Origin of the sequence: Brevibacterium salitolerans, from assembly GCF_039531405.1 — a bacterium.
Taxonomy (GTDB): Bacteria; Actinomycetota; Actinomycetes; order Actinomycetales; family Brevibacteriaceae; genus Brevibacterium; species Brevibacterium salitolerans.
Window position 1 is genome coordinate 61,730 of the sequence record NZ_BAAAPZ010000007.1, and the last position, 23,881, is coordinate 85,610.

The 23,881-nt window shown below is 70.6% G+C and carries 22 protein-coding genes; 14 read left to right on the forward strand and 8 right to left on the reverse strand.

All coding sequences use genetic code 11. The annotated features are described in order from the left end of the window. Positions 1-49: 49 nt before the first annotated feature. From ABD240_RS09410 to ABD240_RS09420, 3 genes are all read right to left on the reverse strand, one after another. Positions 50-607, reverse strand: coding sequence for a hypothetical protein (locus tag ABD240_RS09410; protein WP_291796568.1), 558 nt, complete (start codon positions 605-607; stop codon positions 50-52). A gap of 182 nt (positions 608-789) precedes the next feature. Continuing rightward, complete coding sequence (locus tag ABD240_RS09415) at positions 790-1,590, reverse strand: class I SAM-dependent methyltransferase (RefSeq protein ID WP_291796565.1); 801 nt, start codon at positions 1,588-1,590, stop codon at positions 790-792. A gap of 25 nt (positions 1,591-1,615) precedes the next feature. Beyond that, positions 1,616-2,398: a class I SAM-dependent methyltransferase gene (locus tag ABD240_RS09420; protein WP_291796562.1), complete on the reverse strand. Its 783-nt coding sequence runs from the start codon at positions 2,396-2,398 to the stop codon at positions 1,616-1,618. Positions 2,399-3,040: 642 nt separating this feature from the next. On the opposite strand from ABD240_RS09420, the gene ABD240_RS09425 reads away from it, so the two are divergent. From ABD240_RS09425 to ABD240_RS09435, 3 genes are all read left to right on the forward strand, one after another. Beyond that, positions 3,041-4,801, forward strand: a complete 1,761-nt coding sequence (locus ABD240_RS09425; protein ID WP_344336977.1) for an ATP-binding cassette domain-containing protein — start codon at positions 3,041-3,043, stop codon at positions 4,799-4,801. A gap of 175 nt (positions 4,802-4,976) precedes the next feature. Then, positions 4,977-5,123, forward strand: a complete 147-nt coding sequence (locus ABD240_RS09430) for a hypothetical protein (protein WP_344336978.1) — start codon at positions 4,977-4,979, stop codon at positions 5,121-5,123. An 81-nt stretch (positions 5,124-5,204) separates the two neighbouring features. Then, complete coding sequence (locus tag ABD240_RS09435) at positions 5,205-7,268, forward strand: BCCT family transporter (protein WP_344336979.1); 2,064 nt, start codon at positions 5,205-5,207, stop codon at positions 7,266-7,268. 57 nt (positions 7,269-7,325) lie between these two features. Here the strand turns inward: ABD240_RS09435 and ABD240_RS09440 are convergent, their stop codons facing one another. Beyond that, on the reverse strand, positions 7,326-8,234 hold the full coding sequence (locus ABD240_RS09440) for a formylglycine-generating enzyme family protein (RefSeq protein WP_344336980.1): 909 nt from the start codon (positions 8,232-8,234) through the stop codon (positions 7,326-7,328). Positions 8,235-8,289: 55 nt separating this feature from the next. Here ABD240_RS09440 and betC point away from each other — a divergent pair, with 55 nt between their 5' ends. The 4 genes from betC (at position 8,290) to ABD240_RS09455 (ending at position 11,349) form a co-directional block, all read left to right on the forward strand. After that, positions 8,290-9,903 (forward strand): choline-sulfatase, encoded by a 1,614-nt coding sequence (gene betC, locus ABD240_RS09445; protein WP_291796281.1) that lies wholly within the window; start codon positions 8,290-8,292, stop codon positions 9,901-9,903. Positions 9,904-10,229: 326 nt separating this feature from the next. Next, complete coding sequence (locus tag ABD240_RS17125) at positions 10,230-10,634, forward strand: AAA family ATPase (RefSeq protein ID WP_425547008.1); 405 nt, start codon at positions 10,230-10,232, stop codon at positions 10,632-10,634. Positions 10,635-10,864: 230 nt separating this feature from the next. After that, on the forward strand, positions 10,865-11,086 hold the full coding sequence (gene relB / locus ABD240_RS09450; protein ID WP_291796283.1) for a type II toxin-antitoxin system RelB family antitoxin: 222 nt from the start codon (positions 10,865-10,867) through the stop codon (positions 11,084-11,086). Further along, positions 11,083-11,349, forward strand: coding sequence for a type II toxin-antitoxin system RelE family toxin (locus ABD240_RS09455; protein WP_291796284.1), 267 nt, complete (start codon positions 11,083-11,085; stop codon positions 11,347-11,349). Before relB ends, ABD240_RS09455 begins: the two co-directional genes overlap by 4 nt. Before the next feature lie 75 nt (positions 11,350-11,424). Here ABD240_RS09455 and ABD240_RS09460 read toward each other — a convergent pair whose 3' ends face one another. Further along, complete coding sequence (locus ABD240_RS09460) at positions 11,425-12,510, reverse strand: D-cysteine desulfhydrase family protein (RefSeq protein WP_344336981.1); 1,086 nt, start codon at positions 12,508-12,510, stop codon at positions 11,425-11,427. Further along, on the reverse strand, positions 12,503-13,930 hold the full coding sequence (locus tag ABD240_RS09465) for a dicarboxylate/amino acid:cation symporter (protein WP_291796290.1): 1,428 nt from the start codon (positions 13,928-13,930) through the stop codon (positions 12,503-12,505). The genes ABD240_RS09460 and ABD240_RS09465 overlap by 8 nt, the downstream gene beginning before the upstream one ends. Before the next feature lie 147 nt (positions 13,931-14,077). On the opposite strand from ABD240_RS09465, the gene ABD240_RS09470 reads away from it, so the two are divergent. From ABD240_RS09470 to dsdA, 7 genes are all read left to right on the forward strand, one after another. Continuing rightward, positions 14,078-15,289 carry an aminotransferase-like domain-containing protein gene (locus tag ABD240_RS09470; protein ID WP_344336982.1) on the forward strand — a complete coding sequence of 404 codons (1,212 nt, stop codon included), beginning with the start codon at positions 14,078-14,080 and terminating at the stop codon, positions 15,287-15,289. 275 nt (positions 15,290-15,564) lie between these two features. Further along, on the forward strand, positions 15,565-16,590 hold the full coding sequence (locus ABD240_RS09475) for an alpha/beta hydrolase (RefSeq protein WP_344336983.1): 1,026 nt from the start codon (positions 15,565-15,567) through the stop codon (positions 16,588-16,590). Continuing rightward, entirely contained in the window at positions 16,587-18,254 is a 1,668-nt protein-coding gene (locus ABD240_RS09480) for an alcohol acetyltransferase (RefSeq protein WP_344336984.1), read from the forward strand. The genes ABD240_RS09475 and ABD240_RS09480 overlap by 4 nt, the downstream gene beginning before the upstream one ends. Continuing rightward, positions 18,251-18,916 (forward strand): DUF6320 domain-containing protein, encoded by a 666-nt coding sequence (locus ABD240_RS09485; RefSeq protein ID WP_291794306.1) that lies wholly within the window; start codon positions 18,251-18,253, stop codon positions 18,914-18,916. Before ABD240_RS09480 ends, ABD240_RS09485 begins: the two co-directional genes overlap by 4 nt. 258 nt (positions 18,917-19,174) lie before the next feature. After that, positions 19,175-19,426 (forward strand): hypothetical protein, encoded by a 252-nt coding sequence (locus tag ABD240_RS09490; RefSeq protein ID WP_291794308.1) that lies wholly within the window; start codon positions 19,175-19,177, stop codon positions 19,424-19,426. 334 nt (positions 19,427-19,760) lie between these two features. Beyond that, positions 19,761-20,189, forward strand: coding sequence for an HIT family protein (locus ABD240_RS09495; RefSeq protein WP_344336985.1), 429 nt, complete (start codon positions 19,761-19,763; stop codon positions 20,187-20,189). Positions 20,190-20,215: 26 nt separating this feature from the next. Then, positions 20,216-21,565, forward strand: coding sequence for a D-serine ammonia-lyase (gene dsdA, locus ABD240_RS09500; protein ID WP_344336986.1), 1,350 nt, complete (start codon positions 20,216-20,218; stop codon positions 21,563-21,565). Positions 21,566-21,744: 179 nt separating this feature from the next. On the opposite strand, the gene ABD240_RS09505 is transcribed toward dsdA, so the two are convergent. Next, a complete protein-coding gene (locus ABD240_RS09505) occupies positions 21,745-23,307 on the reverse strand; it encodes a TRAP transporter large permease (protein WP_291794837.1) in 1,563 nt (520 codons plus the stop codon). Next, positions 23,304-23,846: a TRAP transporter small permease gene (locus tag ABD240_RS09510; RefSeq protein WP_291794838.1), complete on the reverse strand. Its 543-nt coding sequence runs from the start codon at positions 23,844-23,846 to the stop codon at positions 23,304-23,306. Before ABD240_RS09510 ends, ABD240_RS09505 begins: the two co-directional genes overlap by 4 nt. Positions 23,847-23,881 lie beyond the last annotated feature (35 nt).

A 23,881-nucleotide genomic window follows, 5' to 3' on the forward strand; every position in this document is an offset into this window, starting at 1 on the left:
CGGTGCGGGAGCCAGCGGGCGGCATGCAGTGCGGCGGCCGGGGCTCAGCTCAGCGGAACACCCCGCCCCCGTAGTAGTGGACGTTGTTGCCGTCGACCTGGATGAACTCCGGATCGCAGATGCCTGCGTCCGTGAGGTCGTAGGTGAACTCGAACCCCTCCCGGACGCCGTGGTCCCCGGAGCGGTGGACGAGGGTGTGGTCGATGTTGATGGAGGTCTGGTGCGGATACTTCCGCAGATACCTCACGATCACCGCCTTCCCGGTGATGACGGTGATCGCGGCGACATTGTGCTTGGGTCCCAGGGGACTCTTCTTCCCGTGGTCCTTCGGGCTGTAGCAGTGGGTCACCTCCTCACAGACGGGTGCGGAGGCGGACGCCGCGGGAACGGCCGTCGCCGCCGCGATCACCGGGAGGCTCCAGGCCGCCCCCACGACCACTTTCCGACGGGTGGCTCCGGGCACGGTCTCGTCGTTCGTCTCAGGGTTCATCGAATCGGGCTCCTTCAGGAAATGCCGGGTGAGGAGCCCTCTGGCTGCGGCTGCGGCGAGGGCTCCCAGCCAGATTTCCGGGGAGGCCGGGACGGACCAATCCCTGCGTCGGCTCATGCGCGCAGGCTGTCGGGGAATGGCACTCCCGGCTCGGCCGCTGAGACGACCGCGCCGGGAGACCAGGAGAGACGTGCTCCCGTCCGCGCGCACCCACGAGGTGCGCCGCCCGAGGAGTGCGAAGTGCCCTGAGAGTGCACCGCAGGCCTCAGCGCACCCCCGGCGTCAGCGCCCCGTGGAGCTCAGCGCAGGGTGCCGATGTGCACGTGGGTGACCTGCTGGAAGCGGTGCACGCCGGCGGTGCTGTGCGCATCGAAGATGCTCTCCAGCTCCCGCAGCAGCGGTCCGCGGGCCGGGTCCCCCTCCTTGGGGAAGTAGGAGGCCGAGAGGCAGCGCCCCAGGAACGTCTCCCTGTCGATGTCCTCGTCGTTGTCGAGCACCGTGCGCTCCCACTCGCCGCCGTAGAAGCGGGCGAGGTCCGCCTCCCCCACCCGCTCGCCCAGGGTGAGGGCCACGAAACCCTTCACGTGCCGCCGGAACGCCTCGACGGCCGCCTGCGTGGACGCCGCCTCCGGACGGCGGAAGTTCCAGATGATCGCCACCCGGCCTCCCGGGGCCAGGATCCTGCGGCACTCCGCACGGAACGCGTCCTGGTCGAACCAGTGGAACGCCTGGGCCACCGTCACGAGGCCCACGCTGCCGTCGGGGAGCCCGGTGGCCTCCGCCGGCGCCGCCACCGTCCGCAGTCCCCCTCGCCCGCCGAGGTGCGCCTCGAGCCGGCCGAGCATGTCCGGGTTGGGCTCCACCGCGGCGACCTGCCACCCTCGTTCCAGCAGCCCCGCCGTCAGCTTGCCCGTACCGGCGCCGATGTCCGCGACGACTGCGTTCCCGGCTCCGGCATCGCCGGCCGCGGCGGCGCTCGCGCGCATCGCCTCCTCCAGGAGGTCGTAGCAGGCCTCGGGATAGTCCGGGCGCGCGCGGCTGTACACCTCCCCGAGACCGGAGAACGTGCCTGTGTTGTCTGCGCCGATGCCGTCCGCCATGGCAGAAGCCTACGCGGACCGCGGATCAGCCCGTCACGCCGCCCATGAAGACGCGGGTGACGAGCGGGAAGCGGATGAGGTCCGACTCCCGGTACTCCTCGAACAGTGCTCGGAGGTCCGTCACCAGCCGGTCGTGGGCCGGATCACCCTCCCGCGGCGCATAGGTGGCGGACAGGTTCCGCCCCAGGAACTCGTCGAGGGTCAGCATCTGATCGTGCTCGAACTCCCGGTACTCGTACCCGCCGGGCCGGAAGAACTCGGCGAACACCTCCGCAGAGATCCGGTGGTCGCCGCTGAATCCCGGGAACGCCGGCACGTGGCGGCGGAACACCTCCGCATTGGCCTGCACCAGCGCCGTCTCACGGCGCCGGGAGTTCCACAGCAGCGCGACCCTGCCGCCGGGCGCGAGGATGCGCGCGCACTCCTCACGGAAGGCCTCCGGATCGAACCAGTGGAACGACTGCCCGGCGGTGACCAGGGAGACCGAGGAGTCCTCGAGCCCGGTGTCCTCCGCCCTGGATCTCACGGTCGTGAGGAGGGATGTCATGGCGGATTTCCGCTCGAGGAGCTCGAACATGTCCGGGTTGGGTTCGACGGCCACGGTCCGCAGACCGTTGAGCACCAGCTCCTCGGAGAGCTTCCCGGTGCCCGCTCCCATGTCCGCGACCACGGCGCTGCCGGTCAGTCCGGCGCGGTCGGCCATCCACTGGAGGCATGCGTCGGGGTAACCCGGGCGGAAGCGATCGTAGATCCCCGCCAGGCCGGTGAACCGTGTGGAGTTGTCATAAGCGGCTGCGCTCATATTCATGCGCCGTCGCTCCTCTCTGGGATTCCGGTCTGCCACATCTCCGCCAGCGCTCGCTCCCCGTCGAGGAGACATTCTGCGAATCTGTCGCTTTTCTTGAGAATACCCAGTGAGGGACCCCGTGACTCCCCCTCCGGGCATTGACTGCCTCACAGGCTGTGATACATTTCACTCCCGCGTTCTCCAGAGCCCCTCTCGGGGCAGCACTCGCGCGGCGAGGCCCACGGCGCACACAGGCGGCCTTGCCCTCCCCGCCCCGCCTCGCGGTAGAATCGCCCTATGGAACGCACCGCTCACATCTGGGTCAGGGACCGCATCCGCCGCTGACGGCGGGCCCTGAGACCCTCACCGCACAGCCGCACCGACCCCCCGGGCGGGCATCGCGGATCCGGACTCCGCCTCGCAGGCGGATCTCCGCATCGACGCCTCCACGCGCCGCTCGCGCACACGGACGCACGAATCCGCCCTGCTCAGCTGTCGCGCTGTCCTTCCTCACAGTCGCCCCGCCGTCGGATCGCTGACATTCCGAACGGCGCCCCCGGCACCCATTCCCGGTGCCGGCTCACCGCCTCCAGCCGAGCCGCTGCGCTCGTGCCGCGCCCAGGCCTGCGCCGTTCATGCACCCACGCATCTGAACGGACATCCATGACTCTCACCCCCGCACACCCCTCTGCCGGCCCAGCGGCGCACATCCGCGCCCGCGGGCTCTCGCACACCTTCAGCGGCACACCGCTGCTCACCGAGGTGGACGTCACCGTCAGCCCCGGCTCCCGCCTCGCCCTCGTGGGCGAGAACGGCCGGGGGAAGACGACGCTCCTGTCGCTCCTCGCGGGCAGGATCACCCCGGATTCCGGCACACTCGAACGCTCCGGCACGCTCGCCTTCGTGGAGCAGGAGCTCCCGTCCGCCGGCGGTGAGACGGTGGGCTCGCTCATCGCCGAGGCCATCGCGCCCGCTCTGCACGCCCTCGCGGAGCTCGACGCCGCCGCGGCGGAGATGGCGGACCCGGCGGATCCCACTCCGCCCGTGCCCGCGGATCCGTGCGGCCGCCCGGGCACAGCGACCTCCGAGTCCCCCGCGGCGGGAACGGGCTCCGCCGAGGACCGCTATGCCGCAGCGCTCGAGGCCGCGCTCGCGCTCGATGCATGGGACGCGGACCGCCGGGTGGACATCGCACTCGAGGCACTGCACGCATGCACGGATCGCACCCGGCCGCTGCGGGAGCTGTCCGTGGGACAGCGCTGCCGGGTGCGGCTGGCCTGCGTGCTGGGCTCCTCCCCGGATCTGCTCCTGCTGGACGAGCCCACGAACCACCTCGACGCCTCGGGCCTGGAATTCCTCACCCATGCGCTCCGCGCCCACCCCGGCGGGCTGGTGCTCGTCTCCCACGACGCCGCCCTCCTGGCCGACGTCGCGGACGAATTCCTGGACCTGGACCCCACCTCCGACGGCCGCCCGCGGCGCTACCCGGGCGGATGGAACGGCTGGCGGGCCGGGCGCGAACGCGAACGCGAGGCCTGGCAGACGGAGTACGACGACCAGCAGGCCGAGCACCAGCGGCTCGCGAGCGCGGCGGATTCGGCACGCGCCCGGCTGTCGACCGGCTGGCGTCCGGACAAGGGCACGGGCAGACACCAGCGGCAGTCCCGCGCGCCGGGGATCGTGCAGGCGCTGCGGCGGCGGGAGGACGAACTCGCCGCCCACGCGCTCACCGTCCCGCCGCCGCCGCCTGCGCTCAGCTTCCCGCGGCTGTCAGCGGAGAAGGGCGCTCCTCTGCTCACCGCCTCCGAGGCCGCGGTCGCCGCGCGTTCTGCCGCCCCGGTGACGCTGACGCTGAGCGCGGGCGAGCGGCTGCTCGTGACCGGACCCAACGGCAGCGGGAAGTCCACGCTGCTGGGGATGCTCGCCGGTGATCTGGAGCCGGACACCGGCGGCGTTCGCCGGCACCGCGGCGCACGGGTGGGCATGCTGGGCCAGGAGGTGCCCGCTTGGCCCGCTGACGCCCTGCCGCACGAGGTGCGCGAGGCGGCGGGCGGAGGCACCGGAGCCGGAGACGGCCTCGGGCACGGCGGCCTCTACGGCCTGCTGGGCGGGGAGGCGGCCCGCACGCGGGTGCGGCACCTCTCGCAGGGCCAGCTGCGCCGACTGCACCTTGCGACGGTGCTTGCGGGCGCGCCCACGGTGCTGCTTCTGGACGAACCGAGCAACCACATGTCGATGCTCCTCGTCGAGGAGCTGCTGGACGCGCTCGCGGACACGGAGGCCGCCGTGGTCATCGCCAGCCACGACCGGCAGGTGCTGCGCCGGCTGGCAGCATGGCCTCGGCTGGAGATGGACGGGGGCTCGGACCGCGGATCCACCCGTGAGCCGCACGTGCAGCTGGGCCGGGCGGCGGCGCCCCACTGAGACACCGGGGAGGCGACGGAGAGGTCTCTGCGGGTGCTGAGGCAGCGCCCGCAGAGACCCTGCCCCTCCCCGGATCATGCGGGACCGTCTCACGGTTCCATGCACATTCCTGACAGTTTTCCGATTCGTTGTTAGCATCCTCACCATGTGCGTGAGCGGGATTCCGGCAAGTCGGATGAGCAGGGGAGCTTTCCTCACCCTGGGATGCAGCCTCTCCGCCCTCAGCCGCCACGCAGGCCCTCTCGCGCCCCGTCCCGCCCTCGGCTATGCGAACGACTCGTGGGCCGCGGTCTCGATCGGCTGGTGGGGCGGCGAGCCCTAGGGACGCGCCCCGCCCCCGCGACCCTCTCAGGCGGATGCGTGCGCCTCCGCTTGCCCTCTCACGCTCAAGGTGCCATCCGACATGCCCGAAACCCCTCCGTCCGACCCGCAGCCGTCCACCGAGGCCGCGTCCCCCGGGAAGCGCCGCCTCAGAGACGAGGCGCGGCGCGCAGGCCGCCGCGCAGGCGAGTCCCTGGGCCGCTTCGACTATCAGCGCCCCAGGAACGCGAGCGCCAAGTACCCGCACAACATCCACCCGGCCCTGGTGCCGGGCATCTCCATCGACGAACAGCGTCGCCGCTACTCGCTCGGCAAGACGGTGTTCGCCGTCGCCGGCGTCCTCACGGTCGCCTTCGTGATCTGGGGCATCGCCAGCCCCGAGAGCGTCTCCGTGGTCTCCGGCGCCGCGTACGGCTGGGCCACCCGGAACCTCGGCTGGCTGTTCAACGCGGTGGCGATCGTGGTGCTGGTGGCGCTCCTCGCGCTCTCCTTCTCGCCCTACGGGAAGATCACACTGGGCAAGGACGGGGAGAAGCCGGAGTTCAGCACCTTCTCCTGGGTCGCCATGCTCTTCGCGGCGGGGATCGGGATCGGCGTGCTCTTCTTCGGCCCGTCGGAGCCGCTCACGTACTTCGTCTCCCCTCCGCCGCTCACCAATGAGCCGGAGACCACGGAGGCGCTCCACCACTCGCTCGCGCAGACGTACTTCCACTGGGGCTTCCACGCCTGGGCCATGTACGCCCTCGTGGGCGGGGCCGTCGCCTACGCCGCCTATCGCCGCGGGCGCACGCTGCTCATGTCCTCGATCTTCCGCACCCTGTTCGGCGAGCGCCACACGGACGGGTTCGCGGGCAAGCTGGTCGACATCTTCGCGATCATCGCCACGCTGTTCGGCACGGCGGCGGCGCTGGGCATCGCCGCGATGCAGATCGGCACCGGCGTGAGCATCGTCTCCGGCGCCGGCGAGCTGGCGAACAACACGCTCGTGATCATCATCCTCGTCCTCACGGTGGGCTTCATCATCTCCGCCGTGTCCGGTGTGTCCCGCGGCATCCGCTACCTCTCGAGCATCAACATCGTGCTCACCGTCGGCATCGTCGCGCTGGTGCTGTTCCTGGGGCCCACGCTGTTCCTGCTCAACCTCCTGCCGTCCGGGATGATGCAGTACCTGGGCTCCATGTTCGACATGATGAGCCGTTCGCTGTCCTGGGGCGAGGAGACCGGCGAGTTCCAGTCCGCGTGGACGGTCTACTACTGGGCGTGGTGGATCTCCTGGTCGCCGTTCGTGGGCATCTTCATCGCCCGCATCTCCCGCGGCCGCAGCATCCGCCAGTTCCTCCTCGGCACCATCCTCATCCCGTCCACGCTCCTCTTCGTCGCCTACGGCGTCATGGGCGGGACCTCCATGTGGATGTACCGGGAGGGCTATGAGGGCTTCTCCGCGGACATGGCGCCGCCCGAGGTGTTCTTCACCCTGCTGAGCCACCTCCCCTATGTGGAGTGGCTGCCGTTCGTCGTCATCCTGGTCCTGTCGATCTTCTTCATCACCTCCGCGGACTCCGCCTCCGTCGTCATGGGCATGCTCACGAGCCGCGGCGACCAGGCGCCGCGGCGCTGGGTGGTCGTCTTCTGGGGACTCGTGATGTCCGGCATCGCCGTCGTCATGCTGCTGCTGGGCGACGCCACCGCGCTGGAGGGCCTGCAGCAGCTGGTGATCGTGACCGCGGTGCCGTTCGCCTTCGTGATGATCCTCATCGTCATCGCCTGGTTCCGCGACCTCCGCACGGACCCCTTCACCCTCCGCCACCACTACGCGGAGACCGCGGTGAGCAATGCCGTCGTGGAGGGCGTGGACAAGTACGGCGACGACTTCGCGCTCCAGGTGGTCGAGACGGAGCCGGGCGAGGGCGCGGGCGCGGACGTGGACTCCGAGGCCGAGATCTACACGGGCTGGTACCAGCGCACCGACGAGGACGGGGAGCCCATGGGCTACGACTACGAGACCGGTGAGTGGGAGGACGGCTGGACCCCGGAGGACGCGGCGGAGAGCAGCGGCGCCCCCGGTGAGGACGCTGACTCCGCGGACAGCACGGACGAGCCCGAGGATGCGGCCGCCTCAGCGGCCGGCGGGTCCAAGCGCGGCTGAGGCCGCGACGGCCGTGCCTCCGGGCGGCACCTCCGGGGGCGGTTGCCCTCACCCCGGTCAGGTGCTGATCGCCAGGCGGAACCCGGTGTGGCCCAGCGAGGTGTCCGCGGTGGAGGCCGTCCGGGCGGAGGTCCGGTACCGGCGGCAGTAGGAGGCGTGGCACATGTACGAGCCGCCGCGCAGCACCGGCCGCGCGTCGTCGGGGCCGAACCTCCCCGCGGTCCACTCCCAGACGTTGCCGGTCATGTTGTGCAGACCGTAGGCGTTGGGCGGGAAGGCTGCCGCCGCGACCGTGCCCACCGGGGCCGTGGGACCGTCCGGGAACTCCCCCCGGAAGGTATTCATGCGCGGCACGCCGCCCGGTTCGCGCTCGGCACCCCAGGGATAGGGCTGCTGCTCGAGGCCGCCCCGGGCCGCGAACTCCCACTCCTCCTCCGTGGGCAGCCGCGCACCCGCCCAGTGCGCGTAGGCGAGCGCATCGCGGTGGGAGACGTGCGTGACAGGATGATCGGCACGGTTGGCGACCGAGGATCCCGGGCCCTCGGGCCGGTGCCAGCAGGCGCCCGCCACCTCGCGCCACCAGGGCGTCCGGGCGACGGCGGGCGCACGGCGGCGCGCCTCCTCCGGCAGCAGGCCGGCGAAGACGAGGGAGCTGCCGTGGGCCTCGGCGTCCGTGCGGTGGCCGGTGTCCAGCACGAAGGAGGCGAACTGGGCCACGGTCACGGTGGTCACCCCGAGGGCGAAGCCGCTCACCGTGACCTCGCGCACCGGCCCCTCCCCGTCCTCCGGGTAGGCGAGCGCATCCTCGCTGCCCATCCGGAAGACACCCCCGCGCAGACCCGCCATGCGCAGGTCCGCCGGGGCCGCGGCTGCGAGCCGTTCCAGCTCCTCCGCGGGCGGAGGAGGTCCTCCGGCGGCCGGCTCCCCTGCGCGGACCTCACGGTCCGGTCCGCAGCACGCACCCATGAGACACACCCCTGACAGACGAACAGACGACAGATCGAGAAAGGCGGGAACGGCTATGACGCCCCCGAACATCGTAGTGATTCAGGCGGACCAGATGGCAGCGCAGGCGCTGGGAGCCTACGGCGACGAGGCCGCGCGGACCCCGCACATCGACGCCCTCGCGGAGGAGGGCGCCGTGTTCGACCGCGCCTACTGCACCACGCCGCTGTGTGCGCCCTCGCGGGCCTCGATGATGACCGGCGTCCTGCCCTCGGAGCTCGAGTGCTTCGACAACGGCGACGACTTCCCCGCCTCCGCGCCCACCTTCGCCCACCGGCTGCGGAGCCTCGGCTACCACACCGCGCTCGTGGGCCGGATGCACTTCATCGGCCCGGACCAGCACCACGGGTTCGAGGAGCGGCTGACGACGGACGTCTATCCTGCGGACATGGACATGGTCCCGGACTGGGGCCGGCCGCTGTCCGCACGGCTGCAGTGGTACCACGACGCGGACGCCGTCTTCACCGCCGGGGTCTCGACGGCGACCGTCCAGCAGGACTTCGACGACGAGGTCACCTTCCGGACGCTGCGCCACCTGGCGGACCGGGTCCGCGCCAACCAGGCCGCCGGCGAGGACATCCCCTTCCTCATGGTCACCTCGTTCATCCACCCGCACGACCCCTACGAACCGCCCCGTGAGCACTGGGACCGCTTCGCGGACGTCGAGATCCCGGACCCCGCCCATCCCGAGGTCCCGGATCCCGCACAGGACCCGCACAGTCACCGGCTGCGGGCGATGAGCGGATTCGACGTGCGGGAGCCGGGGCTCGCGGACGTCCGCCGTGCGCGCCGTGCCTACTATGCGGCGGTCAGCTACATCGACGACCAGGTGGGCCGCATCCGCGCGCGCCTCGAGGAGCTGGGGCTCGCGGAGAACACGGTCGTCATCGTCACCAGCGATCACGGGGACATGCTGGGTGAGAAGGGCCTCTGGTACAAGATGTCGCCCTACGAGCAGTCCGCTCGGGTGCCGCTGCTCCTGTGGGGGCCGGACGGGCTCATTCCCCGAGGCCGGTTCGCCAACCCGGTGAGCCTCCTGGACCTGGCACCCACGCTGGTGGAGCTGGCCGGCGGGGCCAGCGCGGGCGGCGCGGGATCCGCAGGTGCAGACGGCACGGATGCCGGCGGCGCGGGGGGCGAAGGTGCCGGCTCCGCGGGTGCGGAGGCGGCCTCGGCGGGGCTGTCCCTCCTGGAGAGCGCGCGGCGGGAGGCTGCCGGGACGGCAGGGCCCGAGGACCGGGACCTCCTCATCGAGTACCTCGCCGAGGGGACCCACCGGCCGCAGATCACCCTGGTCCGCGGCCACCGCAAGCTGGTCGTGTGCCCCGGCGATCCGGACCAGCTCTTCGACCTCGCACAGGATCCGGAGGAGCTGGAGAACCTGGCCTCGCACCCGGCGCATGCGGAGACGGCCGCGCAGCTGAGGACGGAGATCGACCGCCGGTACGACCTGGAGCGCCTGGAGGAGCGGGTGCGCGCCAGCCAGGAGCGGCGGAAGCTCGTCGCGGGTGCTCTGCAGCGCGGCCGCACGCGGCACTGGGATCTCGTGCCGGATCCGGAGCAGCGCTACGTCCGCGGCGATTTCTGGGGCGCACTCGCCTACGGGAAGATCGCGGACACCGAGCGCTGAGGACGGAAAGCACCGCGTATGCGCTCAGCCGCCCACCTGTATGTGGGCGGCTGAACGGATTTACGGTGCCGGATCGCCCGGCGCCCCGCGGCGGGAAACCTGCACCATCTCCTGTCACCAAGCAGATCTGCAGGCAGCGCTGCTCCTTGCCCTCATGAAGCTGTCTCGACAGATCGACAGGCGTGCTGGTGCGACCATCGCGGCGGTCACAGGCGGCGCTGCTCAGCTCGTCACCGTCATCACCGGCCCTGCTGCCGAGGCGTGGGATGCCGGGGGCACAGCAGTCGCCACGGGCTCGTCGAGTCGGAAGACCCGCCTGCGGCTGAATGTCAGTGAGACGTGCGGCTGGATGTCAACGAAGCGTCGGGAAGTCCGCCCTGCTCACAGAAGTCGTCTCCGCCTCCCCTGATGCACGATCGTTCGACTTCGACGATCCTGAAGTCATGACCCTCGCAGAGCAGAGCCCCTCGCTGGTCGCCGAGGGCAGCCTCCCCACCTTCATCGACGAGTACCAGAGACTTCCCGCCGAGCTTCAATCCATCACAGCACGGCTGAACAAGGCCACACAGTCGGCCATGTTCGTGCTCGCAGGGTCTGCGAGCTGCGACTCCCTCCCAGCAGGCGCTCAAGCACTGACGGGCCGGATCCAACGGCTGCCCGTGCTGCCGCGTGCGCATCGCCTTCGAGGTCGAGGACATCAACAGCTTCATTGTGGACTCCGAAGCAGGTGAGGACGCGTCCGACATCGCAGCGCGATGGATGGAGGAGAACAGCGAACCGGACGCAGAACGGACGACTCCGGCACACGCACCCTCCTGACCGCAGACGGCCGAACGGATTCAGCCGCCTCGCCGGGGTTGACGAAATGCGCGGCGGTTTCTGGGGCGTCCGCCCACGGGAAGATCGCGGACTCCGGGCGCAGACCGGCCCTGTGCGATACTTGTATCGCAGGAGGTGCATCATGCCCATATCCGTACGCCTTTCCCCTGAAGACGAAGCCCGCCTCGACGCCCTTGCGCAGCGCACGGGCCGCACGAAGACCTTCTATCTGCGGGAGGCGCTCCATGAACATCTGGATGAACTCGAAGAGCGCTTCTGGGCCGAGGACGCCGCCCGGCGATGGGAGGCCTCCGACAGGTCGTCACGACCCGCCCACCAGCTGTGGGATGAGCTGGATCTGTGAGATGGGAACTCCGCACCTCAGGTGATTTCGACAAGGCCGCGAGAAAGATCGATCGCGCTCAGCTCACCCGAATCAGAAAGTATCTCGAGGCCGTCTGCGAACTGGACGACCCCCGCTCACGGGGTAAAGGCCTCACCGGTGAGCTGACCGGGTACTGGAGATATCGCATCGGCGAATGGCGAGTTCTCGTCGAGATCAAGGAGTCGGAGATCGTCATCGTCGCAGTGGCGCTCGGACATCGCTCAACGGTGTATCGCCGCTGATCCTGAGCGGGGGTTCCCGCGGTCACCAGCGCCGCCGCCCAGATCGTCACTGTCATTGCCCAGCCGCCTCGGCCCTCAGCGGAACGCGGCCGTGCGGGCGTAGAGGCCGGGGACGCCGCCGGAATGCAGGAAGACCACGGTGTCGTCCGGGCCGTAGACGCCACGGCGCACCAGGTCGATGAGCCCGGCGGCGGCCTTGCCCGTGTACACCGGGTCGAGGAGGATCCCCTCCGTCCGCGCGAACACGCGCACGGCCTCCACCATCTCCGGTGTGGGCAGCGCATAGCCGGGCCCTACGTAGTCGCCGAGCGCCACGGTCCGCTCGGCCGGCACCGGCGGCAGGTCCAGCCGCTGGGCCACCGCATCCACGAGGGCGCGGACCTTGGGCTCCTGTTCCTCCCGCGGGCGGCTCACGTTGATGCCCACCACCGGGATCGTGCTGCCGGCGGCGCGCAGACCTGCGATGAGCCCGGCCTGCATGCCGGCGGAACCGCTGGGGAGGACCATCGCGGCGAGGCCGTCCTGTCTGCTCGGGAGCCCGTTCTCCGCGAGCTGGTCCAGCAGCTCCCAGGCACAGTCGGCGTACCCCAGGGCACCGGTGTCGTTCGAACCGCCCACCGGGATGACGGCCGGCTTCCGGCCCTGCGTGCGCAGCTCCTCCGCGAGCTCCTCGGCGCGCGCCATGAGATCGCTGCCCTGCGGCAGCACCTCCACGCCCTCGGCTCCCAGCAGGTCGAACAGCAGGAAGTTGCCCGTGAACTCCGGCGGGTTGCCGCCGGGTGCCGCACTGCCGGTTGCAGGGCCGGCTTGGGGCCCATCCTCCAGCACCAGGTCCTCCTCGAGCACCAGGTGGCACTCCAGCCCCTCCCGCCGGGCCGCGGCCAGCGTGAGGCGGCAGTGGTTGGACTGCACCCCGCCGGCCGTCACGAGGGTGTCGGCGCCTGCGGCGAGCGCCTCTGCGACGAGGAACTCGAGCTTGCGGGTCTTGTTCCCACCCTGTGTGAGGCCCAGCTGGTCGTCGCGCTTGATCCAGATCTGCGGACCGCCCAGCGCCGCGCTCAGGCGCGGCAGGTGTTCGAGCGGGGTGGGGCCGTTCGTGTACCGGCGACGCGGGACGGCGCGGAGGGCAGGGAGCCCGTCCCTCTGTTCTGCTTCACCCACGGTCAGTTCCCTTCTCCTCGGAACCGCTCACAGCGGCGTTCTCTGTTCCCTCTGGGCCCGCAGCTGCAACCCCCACCGATCCCCCTGCACCTGCGCCCGCAACCGCGGCCTCGGCGGCGGCATCCTCCGCGGCCTCGGCGGCCTTGGTCTTCTCCATCCAGTCCTTCCCGTCCAGGATCCGGGCGACGAGCATGGACGAGGACTGGTCGCCCACCGCGTTGACCGTGGTCGCCGGCGCGTCCACGACGGTGCCGATGATCTGGATGACCGGCAGCGCGGCCGGCGGGAAGCCGTAGAGCGTGATGATCATGAGCTCGCCGATGAAGCCGCCGGAGGGGATGCCCGCCATCACCATGCCGGAGAGCAGGGCGAAGCCGATCGCCGTGAGGAGGGTGCCGGGAGTGAAGAAGTCGCGCTCGAAGATCGCGAAGAGGAAGGCGATCTTGAGGATCGCGCTCAGGCAGGAGCCCTCCATGTGGATGGTGGCGCCGATGGGGATGATCGTCTCCCGCACGTCCCTGGGCACGCCGATCCGCTTGCCCGCACGCAGATTCGCGGGGATCGCGGCGACGGAGGACGAGGTGCCCACGGAGACCGCGAGCGGCTCGATGATGTTCTTCCAGAACGCGGTGAAGCCTCTCCGCCCGCCGGCCAGGAACGCGTAGAGGGAGAAGGCGATGAGGAAGTAGCCGATCGACACCGGGAAGTAGACGAGGAACGCCCGGAGGTAGCCGCCCACCAGCTGCGGGCCCAGCTCGCCGATCAGCGAGGCGAAGTAGGCGCCCAGGCCGATCGGGGCGTAGTACATGATGAGGGAGGTGAACCGGAGGAAGACCTCGGACCCGGACTGCAGGAAGTCGTTGAACGGCTTCCCCTTGGCCCCCAGGCTGCTGGTGGCGAAGCCCACGAGGATCGCGAAGACGATGAGCGCGAGCATGTTCTCCGCGGAGAGCAGCTTGGAGAAGTCGTCCACCACGAAGGTGGAGACGATCTGGTCGCCCAGGGACCCCGGATCCTCGACGGCCTCCGGTTCCGGCAGCGCGATGTCCAGACCCTCGGTGGGCTTGAAGATCCACAGCGCCGCGATCATGAGGACGGAGGCGACGGCTCCGGTGGCGAGGAAGACGCCCATCATCCCGCCGAGGATCCCGCCCAGCCGTTTGGCGGACTGCATGCCCGCCACCGCCGAGGCGATGGAGAGGAACACGAGCGGCACCACGAGCGTGAACATCATGTTGATGAAGACGGTGCCGAGCGGCTTGAGGACCGCCGCCCGCTCACCGAACACGAGCCCGATGATCGCACCGATGACCACGCCGGTGAGGATGGCGAGGGGGAACCGGTAGTTCCGGAGGGCGGTCCTGAACCTCGACCCCGAGGCCGAGGAAGGCGCGGAGCCGGAGGGGCGTGCTGAGGACATCGGGGGCCTTTCTCGTCTGCGGCGCGGCTGGCCGCCGCGGATGCACACAGTGCACCACAGATGCGCCGGGAACGCACTGCGGCACCCTGTCGCGAAGGACACGCCGTGCCCTTGTCCCGCACGGCGGCCTGCCCGCATGATGAGGGCATGGTCAACGGTGTCCTTCGCTCAGGTGTCCCTCCCGTCAACGCCCGCGTCGCCTCGCTGGGAGGCTCGCCCATCCGCGAGCTGCTGCGGATCTCGACCTCCCCCGGCATGATCAGCTTTGCGAGCGGCTCACCGGCCAACGAGCTGTTCGACGTCGCCGGAGTGGCGCGGTCCTACGCGGAGGTGCTCGCGGCGGAAGGGCCCCGGGCGCTCCAGTACTCCTCCACGGAGGGAGAGCCGGAGCTGCGCGCGCGGATAGGCGCCTTCCTCACCGCCAAGGGCATCTGGAGCACCGCCGAGGACATCATCATCACCTCGGGCTCGCAGCAGGGTCTGGGGCTCATCGGCCAGGTGGTCCTCGAGGAGGGCGCCGTCGTCCTCACGGAGAACCCCACCTTCGTCTCCGCCCTCCAGGCCTTCGCCCTGGGCGGCGCGCAGTTCCGCGCTGTGGAGACGGACGAGCACGGCATGGTGCCCGAGGCCCTGGAGGCGGCCATCGTGAGGCACTCGCCGCGAGCGGTCTACACCATCCCCACCTTCCAGAACCCCACCGGCGTGACCACGCCCCGGGAGCGCCGCAACGAGCTCGCGGACGTCCTCGCGCGGCACGACGTGTGGCTCATCGAGGACGATCCCTACTCGGAGATCCGCTTCCGCACAGAGCCCCACTCGCCCATCGCCTCGGACCCGCGACTGGCGGGGAAGTCCCTCTACCTGGGCACGCTCTCGAAGATCCTGGCACCGGGCCTGCGGATCGGGTGGATCCGCGGACCGCAGGAGATCCTCGACGTCCTCACGACGACCAAGCAGGGGATGAGCCTCCAGACCTCCACCATCGACCAGCTCGCGGCCCTGCACTGGTGGGAGCACAACGATCTGGAGGAGAAGCTGGACCCCGTGCGCGCGGAGTACATGCGGCGCCGGGACACGATGGTCGACGGGCTCGCGCACGCCCTGCCGGAAGGATCCACGTTCAACCGGCCGGACGGCGGCATGTTCGTCTGGGCGAGCCTGCCGGAGCCCTACGACGCCAACCACGCCCTCTCCGTGGCGATCGCCGACGGGGTCGTGTACATCCCCGGTTCGCACTTCTACGTCGCGGATCCGGTGCCGGGCACCCTGCGGCTGAGCTTCGTCTCGACCTCCGTGGAGCGCATCGAGGAGGGGATCGAGCGCCTGCACGCGGTGTTCACCTACGACTACCAGATCTGAGCGCGTCCTCCTCTTCGTCTGGCGGCGAGGCCGGGGCACGCTGTCTCTGACGGCCGGCCTACGCTGCCTTTCACAGGCTTCCTACGCTGCCTTCTGCAGGCATCCTGCACTGCCTTCTGCAGCCGGGAATCCGCATGCCGCACCGGTCACGGCCTCTACACTCTCCCCATGAGTGCTCACCTCGCCCATGCCCGTCCCGGCCTGCCCGGGCGCCTGCGGCCCGCCGCGCCGGAAGCCCACCTCGTCCTTCCCGTCCCCCGCCTCGGCCCCCGCCCGTGAATCGCCTGGTCCGGGCCGTCCTGAGCCTGTTCGCCGCGCCGCGGGTGAATATGCGCGAGGACTATGCGAAGGTCCGCCGCCTGCAGCGGCAGCTCGCGGCGCGGCCCGTGCCCCGGTATCGCGCACTCGACCGGCAGATCCTCTCCGCGGACGGTGAGCACCAGATCCCCGTGCGCGTCTTCCGCCCCCGCGAACAGCGCCGCGAGGAGATCCTCCTGTTCTTCCACGGCGGCGGCTGGGTGACCGGCGACATCGAGAGCTACACGCCCGCCTGCGCCGCGATGGCGGACCTCACCGGGTGCGTCGTCGCCTCCGTCGACTACCGGCTCGCCCCCGAACATCCCTTCCCCGCCGGGCTGGACGACTGCGTGCGGGTCGCCCGCCAGCTGCTGGACGACCCACAGCGCGCGGGCATCGAGGACCCGGGGCGCATCGTCCTCGTGGGCGACTCCGCGGGCGGCAACCTCGCCGCGGCCGTCTCCCTGCTGCTGCACGAGCAGGGCCACCGCGGGGTCAGTCGGCAGATCCTCCTCTATCCGGTCACCTACTGGGACCACTCCCCGGACACCTCCCCGTTCGCCTCCGTCCGGAACCACGGTGAGGGCTACCGGCTCACCAGCACGGAGGTCCAGGACTACATGGAGCTCTACGTGCCGGATCCCGCCCAGCGGCAGGACAGGCTCGTCGCCCCGCTCATGGCCGAGGACCTCTCCGGTCAGCCGGAGACCCTGCTCCTCACCGCGGAGCTGGATCTGCTCTGCGACGAGGGAGAGGCCTACGGCCGCGCACTGGCCGCGGCGGGCACCCCCGTGCACATGCACCGCGTGGAAGGGGCGCTGCACGGCTTCATCGCACTCCCCCGCTTCGCCCGGCCGCTGCGTGAGGCCTACGAGGTGATCAACGCCTTCCTCGACGCCGCGGACGACGCCGCCCCACAGCCCGGTGCCGCAGGTGCACGGCCGGACGGCACCGGATCACAGCTGGACGGCACCGGCCCGCACGAGACGAAGGGGCTCCCGTGACCCGCCGCGCATGGGTGCGTCTGGACAACGCCTCCAACATCTTCCTCGCCGCCCGCAGCGAGGCGGACCCCAAGGTCTTCCGCCTCAGCGCGGAGATGGATCACGAGGTGGACCCTGCACTGCTGCAGACCGCACTCGACGAGACGTTCGACCGGTATCCGCTCTACCACGCGGTGCTGCGCAGGGGCGTCTTCTGGTACTACCTGCAGGACAGCGATCTGCGTCCGCAGGTCGTCCCCGAGACCCTCCCCACCTGCGCTCCTCTCTACCGGGGAGAGCGTCACAGCCTGCTGTTCCGCGTGATCCGCTCCCGGCGGCGGATCGTCCTCGAGGTCTTCCACGCGCTCTCCGACGGCACCGGCGCCCTCTGGTTCCTCACGGACCTCGTCACCGCCTACGTCCGGCTGCGGTTCCCGGAGGAGCACAGCCCGGAGACGGGGGGCGCCGCCGGCTCGCTCGAGACCGGCGGCGCCAGCATCGCGCCGCTGGATCCCGGCCAGACCGCGGCCACACGCCCGGACTCCTCCGCGGACCGGATCGGCGCGAACGTCGCCCTCGACCCCGCCGTGCCGCCTTCCGCCTCGCCGGAGACCGCCGTACCTCCGGACGAGCCCGCTGCCGAGGTCTCCCCCGGCAACACCCTCACGACGGACAGCTTCGCCCACCATTTCCGCAGGCGCAGGCACAGGCACAGGCGCCGGCGGGCAGCGGCCCAGGCGGAAGGGACGGCGGCCGAGGCCGGTGCGGGCCCTGCACCCGTTCCCGAGCCCGCGGACCCCGCGGCGGCTGACGAGGACACCGCGCAGCCCGTCGGGCACCGCGGCCTCGGCCGGTTCGTGGGCGCCTCGACGGCACGCACCCATACGGTGAGGGGGACCCGCACACCGGACAACCGGACGCGGGCGGTGGAGCTCACGATGCCGGCGGCCGAGGTCCTGGGGCTGGCACGTGCGGAGGGCGTCTCTCTCACGATGTACCTCACGGCCGTGTTCTTCGAGGCCGTGAGGCTCTCCTCCGGACAGGGTGAGCAGCGGGGCGATCTGGGGAGGTCCCCCACCCTCGCGGCTTCGGTCCCGGTGAACCTGCGGCAGTTCTTCCCCTCGACCTCCGCCCGGAACTTCTTCGCGACGGTGCGGGTGGAGCACACGTACGGCGAGGAGCGCACTCGCGACGGGGACCGGGAGGACGCTCCCGCTGACGGGATCGGAGCGATCTGCCGGAACATCGATGCGCAGTTCCGCCCGCAGGCCGCTCCGGCCGCGCTCGAATCGAAGCTGCGCCGGTTTATCCGCTTCGAACGGATGCTCGCGCTGCGGGTGGTGCCGCGGCCGCTCAAGGACGTGGTCCTCGGCCTCTTCAACCGCGCCAGCAACCGCGGCCTCACCGTGGCGGTGTCCAACCTGGGGCGCGTGAGCCTGCCGGAGCCGGCCGAGGCGCACGTGGGGCGGATGCTGTTCCACGTCTCCGCCGTGCGTCCGCAGTTCTGCGCGATCTCGCACGGCGGACTGCTCACCGTCACCTTCACCTCGCCGTTCGCGGAGACGGACCACGTGCGGGAGTTCGCGCGGATCCTCTCGGGAAAGGGTGTGCCCCTCACGGTCGCCGCCGCCCGGGTGACGGAGGATGAGCTGGCCGGGATCTCCGGCGGAGAGGCAGGACGATGAGCCGCTGCCCGGAGTGTGCCGTGGACGTCGAGGGCGTCTGGGAGGGATGCCCGCTCTGCGGAGCACAGCTCGACGGGGAGCCGGTCCCCGGTCCGCTGCCGGACGTACCGCTGAGCTTCTCCCGGCGGAGACTCCTCACAGTGCTGTTCCTCGCCTCGCTGGGGGTGATCGCCGCCTCGTTCCTCGCGCAGCTCCTGTTCCGCCGCGGCGAGGACAGCGTGGGCACCTTCCGCTCCGCCTGGCTGGGCGTGGCCTCCATGTGGCTCGTCGTCCTCATGGCGGTGCGCAAACGGCGCAACGTGGCGAAGGGGACGGTGTACCTGGTGGTGCTGGTGAGCGGCGTGTGCGCCTACTGGGACTATCTCTCCGGGTGGAACGGCTGGGCGCTGAGCTGGGCCATCCCCCTCGTCTGCGCCTCTGCCACCGCCGCCGTCCTCATCACCGTCCGGGCCATGCGCATGGAGGTGGGCGAGCACGTGGTCTACAGCTGGCTGACGGTGCTGCTGGGCCTCGCGCCCCTCGTCTTCCTCGCCCTCGGCTGGGTGGAGGACGACCCGGTGCCCTCGCTGCTCTGCGGAGCGCTCACCCTCATCGCCCTGGCGCTGGAGCTGGTGCGCGTCCGCGAGATGCGCCATGAGCTGGCCAAACGCCTGCACCTGTGAGCGCCGGTCCCGCCCCGGCCACAGTCCAGCGCCCCTGCCCTCTTGCGTGCAGGAAGAAACTGTGCTATCACATTCTCACCACGGGCCTCGAAGAGGACCGTGGGGATCAGGCATGACTCGTTCGCAGGCGAAGGAGGGATGCTCAGTGGCTCGCACCCACACAGATCTGTTCCGGCACGGCGTCCCGCCGGATCGACCCGGGCGTCGAGAGTGCGGCCGCACGGACGCCTACCGCTCCGGCCGGGGAGTGTGAGACCGGTGGACACCCTGGTGCTCGGAAGCAGCGAGGCCTGTGAGACGGACGAGGCCTTCCTCGACATCGTCCTCACCGATCCGGACCTCCGCGCGCTCGACGCGCGCCTGTCGCGCATCGACGCCTCCCCGACGGATTCGCCCTGCGCCTGTGCCGCCCGCGGCTTCCGCCTGCCGAGGGCCTCGGCACCCCTGACGGGCACCGGCCGGCCGCCGCCGAGGCCGCGCCCGCACCAACGGTCTCCTCCGCTCGCGTGAACGCATGTCCGGTTCCGCAGGGAAGGAGGTGGGATCTCGGCTCTTCCGCACCAAGGCGCCTGGCATGCTCCGCCCGCATCGGGTTCCTCCTGCAGTGCGCGGAGCACCGCATCCGCTCGGCACCTGCGTCACGACGACGCGAGTTCCGCGGGCCGACTGCCACCGCCTCGACGGCGCCCGGCTCCGGCCGGGCGCCGTTCCTCTGCCTGCGGTGGGTCCCGCTTCCCGGGAGCCCCGCCTCCGGGCCTCGGCTCCCCGGCCCCCTGCCCCTCTGCCGCCGGTCACCCACCGCCTCCGCACCTCGGCCCCACCGCCCATTGGGTAGCCTGCTCCCATGAGCGACTGCGTCTTCTGCCGCATCACTGCAGGTGCGGAACCTTCCGTCACGGTGTTCGAGGACGAGAGCACCCTCGCGTTCATGGACGCCTTCCCCGGCTCGGACGGTCACCTGCTCGTGGTGCCCAAGCGCCACAGCAGGGACCTGCTGGAGATCCCCGAGGACGACCTCCTGGCGGTGACGCGCACCGCACGGCGCCTCGCCCGTGCGGTCGTGGAGGAACTCGGCGCGGACGGGGTGAACCTCCTCAACAACTGCGGCGCCCAGGCGTGGCAGAGCGTGTTCCACTTCCACATGCACGTGATCCCGCGCTATGCGGACGGCTCGAAGGACTCGCTCACGCTGCCGTGGCCGGTGGGAGTGCCCGGCGACCCGGAGCTGCGCGCGGACCTGGGTGCCCGCCTCACCTCGGCACTGCAGGGGTGACTCGCTCACACGGAGAGGAGGCAGCGATGCGCACAGAGACCATGACCGAGGATCCCGTCGTCGCCGCCCTCGCACGCAGAGAACCTCTGACCTGGCTTCGGACCGATCTGCCGCCGGCGGCGCAGGCGCTCGCGGAGGCCGGCCTCCGCGAGGACCTGGTCGCCGAGGCGGCGGCCCGGTTGCAGAGGTTCGCACCATGGTTTGCGGAGACCTTCCCGGAGACGCGTGAGCGCGGCGGGATCGTCGAGTCGGACCTCGATGACGCGCCGCAGATCCAGTCCGCCGTCGACGCACACACAGGCGTCCCGCTGCAGGGCAGGCTGCTCCTCAAACGGGACGACTCCCTGCCGGTGAGCGGGTCGATCAAGGCCCGCGGAGGCTTCCACGAGGTCCTGGAGTTCGCGGAGACCGTGGCCGAACGCTGCGGGTTCGACCCCGCAGATCGAGGCACCTACAGTTCTTCCGGCTTCCGCGATGCTGCCGGCGGGTTCCGGGTCGTGGTGGGTTCCACGGGAAACCTGGGGCTCTCCATCGGCATCCTGAGCGCCGCGCTGGGCTTTTCCGTCACCGTCCACATGTCTGCGGATGCGCGCGCGTGGAAGAAGGATCTGCTGCGCAGCCGCGGCGTGGAGGTCGTCGAACACGACGGCCCCTTCGACGAGGCGGTCGCCGCAGGCCGTGCCTCCGCGGCCGGGGATCCCCGCACGCACTTCGTCGACGACGAGAGCTCCGTGAGCCTGTTCGCCGGCTACGCGACTGCCGCGGAGAGGCTCAAGGCGCAGCTGGACGAGGCAGGGGTACGGGTCGACGCCGCACACCCCCTCATCGCCTACCTGCCCTGCGGGGTGGGAGGCGGGCCCGGCGGCGTCACCTACGGGCTCACCCGCGCATTCGGTGACGCGGTCCGCTGCGTCTTCGTCGAGCCGGTGCTCTCGCCGGCCATGGCCCTGGGAGTGCGTTCCGGCCTGCACAGCGACATCTGCGTTCAGGACATCGGGCTGCCCGGCCTGACCGCCGCCGACGGTCTGGCCGTCTCACGCCCCTCGCGATTCATCGGCGAGCGGCTGACCGCGTGCGTCGCAGGATTCGCCACCGTCCACGACGAGGTGATGCAGGCCGGAGTGAGCATGCTCGACGACGCGGAGGGCATCCGCGTGGAGCCCTCCGCCGCAGCCGGTCTCAGCGTTCCCTGGCGGGTGGCCGCTGCGGTCGCCGCGCAGCGCATCGCTGCCGACTGGGACTCCCCGGACACCACGCACCTGGTCTGGCTCACCGGCGGCAGCATGGTCCCACCGGCGGAGATGGAGCACTACCTGGCACAGGGCCGTGCGCAGGAGGGGCGGTTCTCCGCCGCAGGCACCCTGTTCCTGGACTGAGTCCCCGGGCCGGAGGCTCGCCGCGCAGCCCTGCCAGACGCCACCATAAAACTACGATTCTCACGTGATCACTGTGCCCAGCCATTCTTCGAAGAACGGCTGGGCACAGTGATCACACAACGGATGAAGCGGGGCAACGGGGGCACAGAGCAGGTGACGGCGTGCTGCGTCCGCCCGCCTCACAGCCCCAGCAGGTCCGGCAGTCCGTTGCTGAGCACCGGCACGAAGGTCACGAGCATGAGCACCACGATGCCCACACCCAGGAACGGCCAGATGCCCTTCACCGCGGTCATGAACGGGATCTTCGCGATGCCCGCGGCGACGAACAGGTCGATCCCCACCGGCGGAGTGATGAGCCCCAGCGCCAGGTTCATCGTCATCATCACGCCGATCGTCGTGATGTCCATGTCCAGCTCCAGCATCACCGGCACGAACAGGGGGACGAACAGGTAGAACGCGGAGATCGCATCGATGAACATGCCCGCGATCAGCAGGATGAGGTTGATGAGGAGGACGATCACCACCCAGTTGTCCGTGAGGCTCAGCAGCCAGTCCGCCACCGTCCGGGCGATCTGGTTCCGGGTGATCACGTAGGCGAAGACCGTGGCCGTGGCGATGATGAGCATGATGCGCCCCGAGGCCAGACCCGCCGTGACGAACAGCGTGGGAAGGTCCTTCAGCTTCAGCTCACGGACGACGAACAGACCCACGACCAGTCCGTAGACGCACGCGACGGCAGCGGATTCCGTGGGCGTGAAGATGCCGCCGTAGATGCCGCCGAGGATGATGACGGGCACCAGCAGACCGGGCACTGCCCGGTAGAACGCCCTCCAGATCTCCGGCCACGAGGCCCTCTGGGTGCGCACCACATCGACGCTGAGCGCGGGTGCCGGCTCGTCGTCCACTGCGAGCACGGCATTCGCAGCACCGGCGCTCACGCCGCCACCGGCAGCCACTCCGCCCGAGGCCGCTGCGGCTCCGGCAGCAGCACTGCCCTCACGCACGCCACCGGCGACATCGCCGCCCCCGGGCTCACCGGCCTCGGCGACGTTCCCCGCCTGCTCACGGCGGGAGCCCCGGCGGCTGATGCGCCCCATCGCGAGGTCCGCGTGCTGCTTGGCGTTCGCCTTGGCCGCCTCTCCTGCGCGCGGCAGGAACACGGCGACGATGTAGAGCCCGACGAGGAGGATGAGGCCCGGGACCACGCCGGCCATGAACAGGCGACCGATGGACACCCGTTCGTAGTCCGCCGCGACCACGGCGAACACGATGTAGGCGATGCTCGGCGGGATGATGATGCCGAGCTCGCCCGCGCTGGCCACCAGCGAGGCCGCGTGCCGCCGGGAATAGCCCTTCTTCGCCAGAGCGGGGATGAGGATGCCGCCGATCGCTGCGACCGTCGCGGGCCCGGAGCCGGAGATCGAGGAGAAGAGCAGCGCCACGAGGATGGTGGTGAGGGCGATACCGGTCTTCCGATGGCCCACGCAGGCATCCGCGAACTCGATGAGCCGGGCGGAGATGCCGGTGACCTCCATGATGGTCCCGGCGAGGATGAAGAAGGGGATCGCCAGCAGCGTCTCCGAGGACAGGCCCGCGTACAGCACGCTGGACGCGGGGATGAGCCCCTGCAGACCCGACTGCCAGATGATGGCGGCGAAGGCGGACAGGCCCATCGAGAACGCCACCGGAACGCCCAGGAGCAGCAGCACCGCGAAGGTGCCGAAGAGGATGAGTTCGATCATGGCTGGGTCGCCTCCTCGTGAGCGCGGATGTCCTCCGCCTCCTTCACCGCCGCTTCTTCCTCACTGACGAAGGTCTCCCCACCGCGCAAGGCGATGACGGCCACCTGGATGGCTCGGACGGCTCCCAGCAAGGCGCCGAACGGCAGCGCGAGCGAGAAGATCCACTGGGGGAACCCGAGCGCCGGGGTGAGCCTGCCGCTGGCGGCCTGCTTCTCCGCCATGTCCGCGCCCACCCACAGGAAGAGCGCGTAGAACACCAGCATCGCCGCGCACACGCCCACGATCACCAGCGTGCGGGGCAGGCCTCGCAGAGAGTCCCGCAGCAGGCTGAAGCTCGGATGGGAGCCCTGCCTGGTGACGGCCGAGGCGCCCACGAGGGTCAGCAGGACGGCCAGGTTGACGATCAGCTCGCCGGTGAAGGAGAGCGATCCGTGGAACACGTACCGCGCCACGACATTCACGAACGCCACCATGGTGATGACGAAGAAGGAGACGGCGATGAGGGTGTTCTCGATGAGAGTGAGGGTCTTGTCGAACATGGGAGCACCGGCTTCCGCGTAGGGGCAGGACGGTG

Excerpts from the sequence above, each read along its gene's own strand:
- ABD240_RS09440 (WP_344336980.1), bottom strand. The coding sequence starts at position 8,234 with ATGGGTGCGTGCTGCGGACCGGACCGTGAGGTCCGCGCAGGGGAGCCG.
- ABD240_RS09415 (WP_291796565.1), bottom strand. The coding sequence starts at position 1,590 with ATGGCGGACGGCATCGGCGCAGACAACACAGGCACGTTCTCCGGTCTC.
- ABD240_RS09425 (WP_344336977.1), top strand. The coding sequence starts at position 3,041 with ATGACTCTCACCCCCGCACACCCCTCTGCCGGCCCAGCGGCGCACATC.
- ABD240_RS09430 (WP_344336978.1), top strand. The coding sequence starts at position 4,977 with ATGAGCAGGGGAGCTTTCCTCACCCTGGGATGCAGCCTCTCCGCCCTC.
- ABD240_RS09420 (WP_291796562.1), bottom strand. The coding sequence starts at position 2,398 with ATGAATATGAGCGCAGCCGCTTATGACAACTCCACACGGTTCACCGGC.
- ABD240_RS09410 (WP_291796568.1), bottom strand. The coding sequence starts at position 607 with ATGAGCCGACGCAGGGATTGGTCCGTCCCGGCCTCCCCGGAAATCTGG.
- ABD240_RS09510 (WP_291794838.1), bottom strand. The coding sequence starts at position 23,846 with ATGTTCGACAAGACCCTCACTCTCATCGAGAACACCCTCATCGCCGTC.
- ABD240_RS09470 (WP_344336982.1), top strand. The coding sequence starts at position 14,078 with ATGGTCAACGGTGTCCTTCGCTCAGGTGTCCCTCCCGTCAACGCCCGC.
- ABD240_RS09495 (WP_344336985.1), top strand. The coding sequence starts at position 19,761 with ATGAGCGACTGCGTCTTCTGCCGCATCACTGCAGGTGCGGAACCTTCC.
- ABD240_RS09435 (WP_344336979.1), top strand. The coding sequence starts at position 5,205 with ATGCCCGAAACCCCTCCGTCCGACCCGCAGCCGTCCACCGAGGCCGCG.
- ABD240_RS09505 (WP_291794837.1), bottom strand. The coding sequence starts at position 23,307 with ATGATCGAACTCATCCTCTTCGGCACCTTCGCGGTGCTGCTGCTCCTG.
- ABD240_RS09485 (WP_291794306.1), top strand. The coding sequence starts at position 18,251 with ATGAGCCGCTGCCCGGAGTGTGCCGTGGACGTCGAGGGCGTCTGGGAG.
- relB (WP_291796283.1), top strand. The coding sequence starts at position 10,865 with ATGCCCATATCCGTACGCCTTTCCCCTGAAGACGAAGCCCGCCTCGAC.
- dsdA (WP_344336986.1), top strand. The coding sequence starts at position 20,216 with ATGCGCACAGAGACCATGACCGAGGATCCCGTCGTCGCCGCCCTCGCA.
- ABD240_RS09465 (WP_291796290.1), bottom strand. The coding sequence starts at position 13,930 with ATGTCCTCAGCACGCCCCTCCGGCTCCGCGCCTTCCTCGGCCTCGGGG.
- betC (WP_291796281.1), top strand. The coding sequence starts at position 8,290 with ATGACGCCCCCGAACATCGTAGTGATTCAGGCGGACCAGATGGCAGCG.
- ABD240_RS17125 (WP_425547008.1), top strand. The coding sequence starts at position 10,230 with ATGTCAGTGAGACGTGCGGCTGGATGTCAACGAAGCGTCGGGAAGTCC.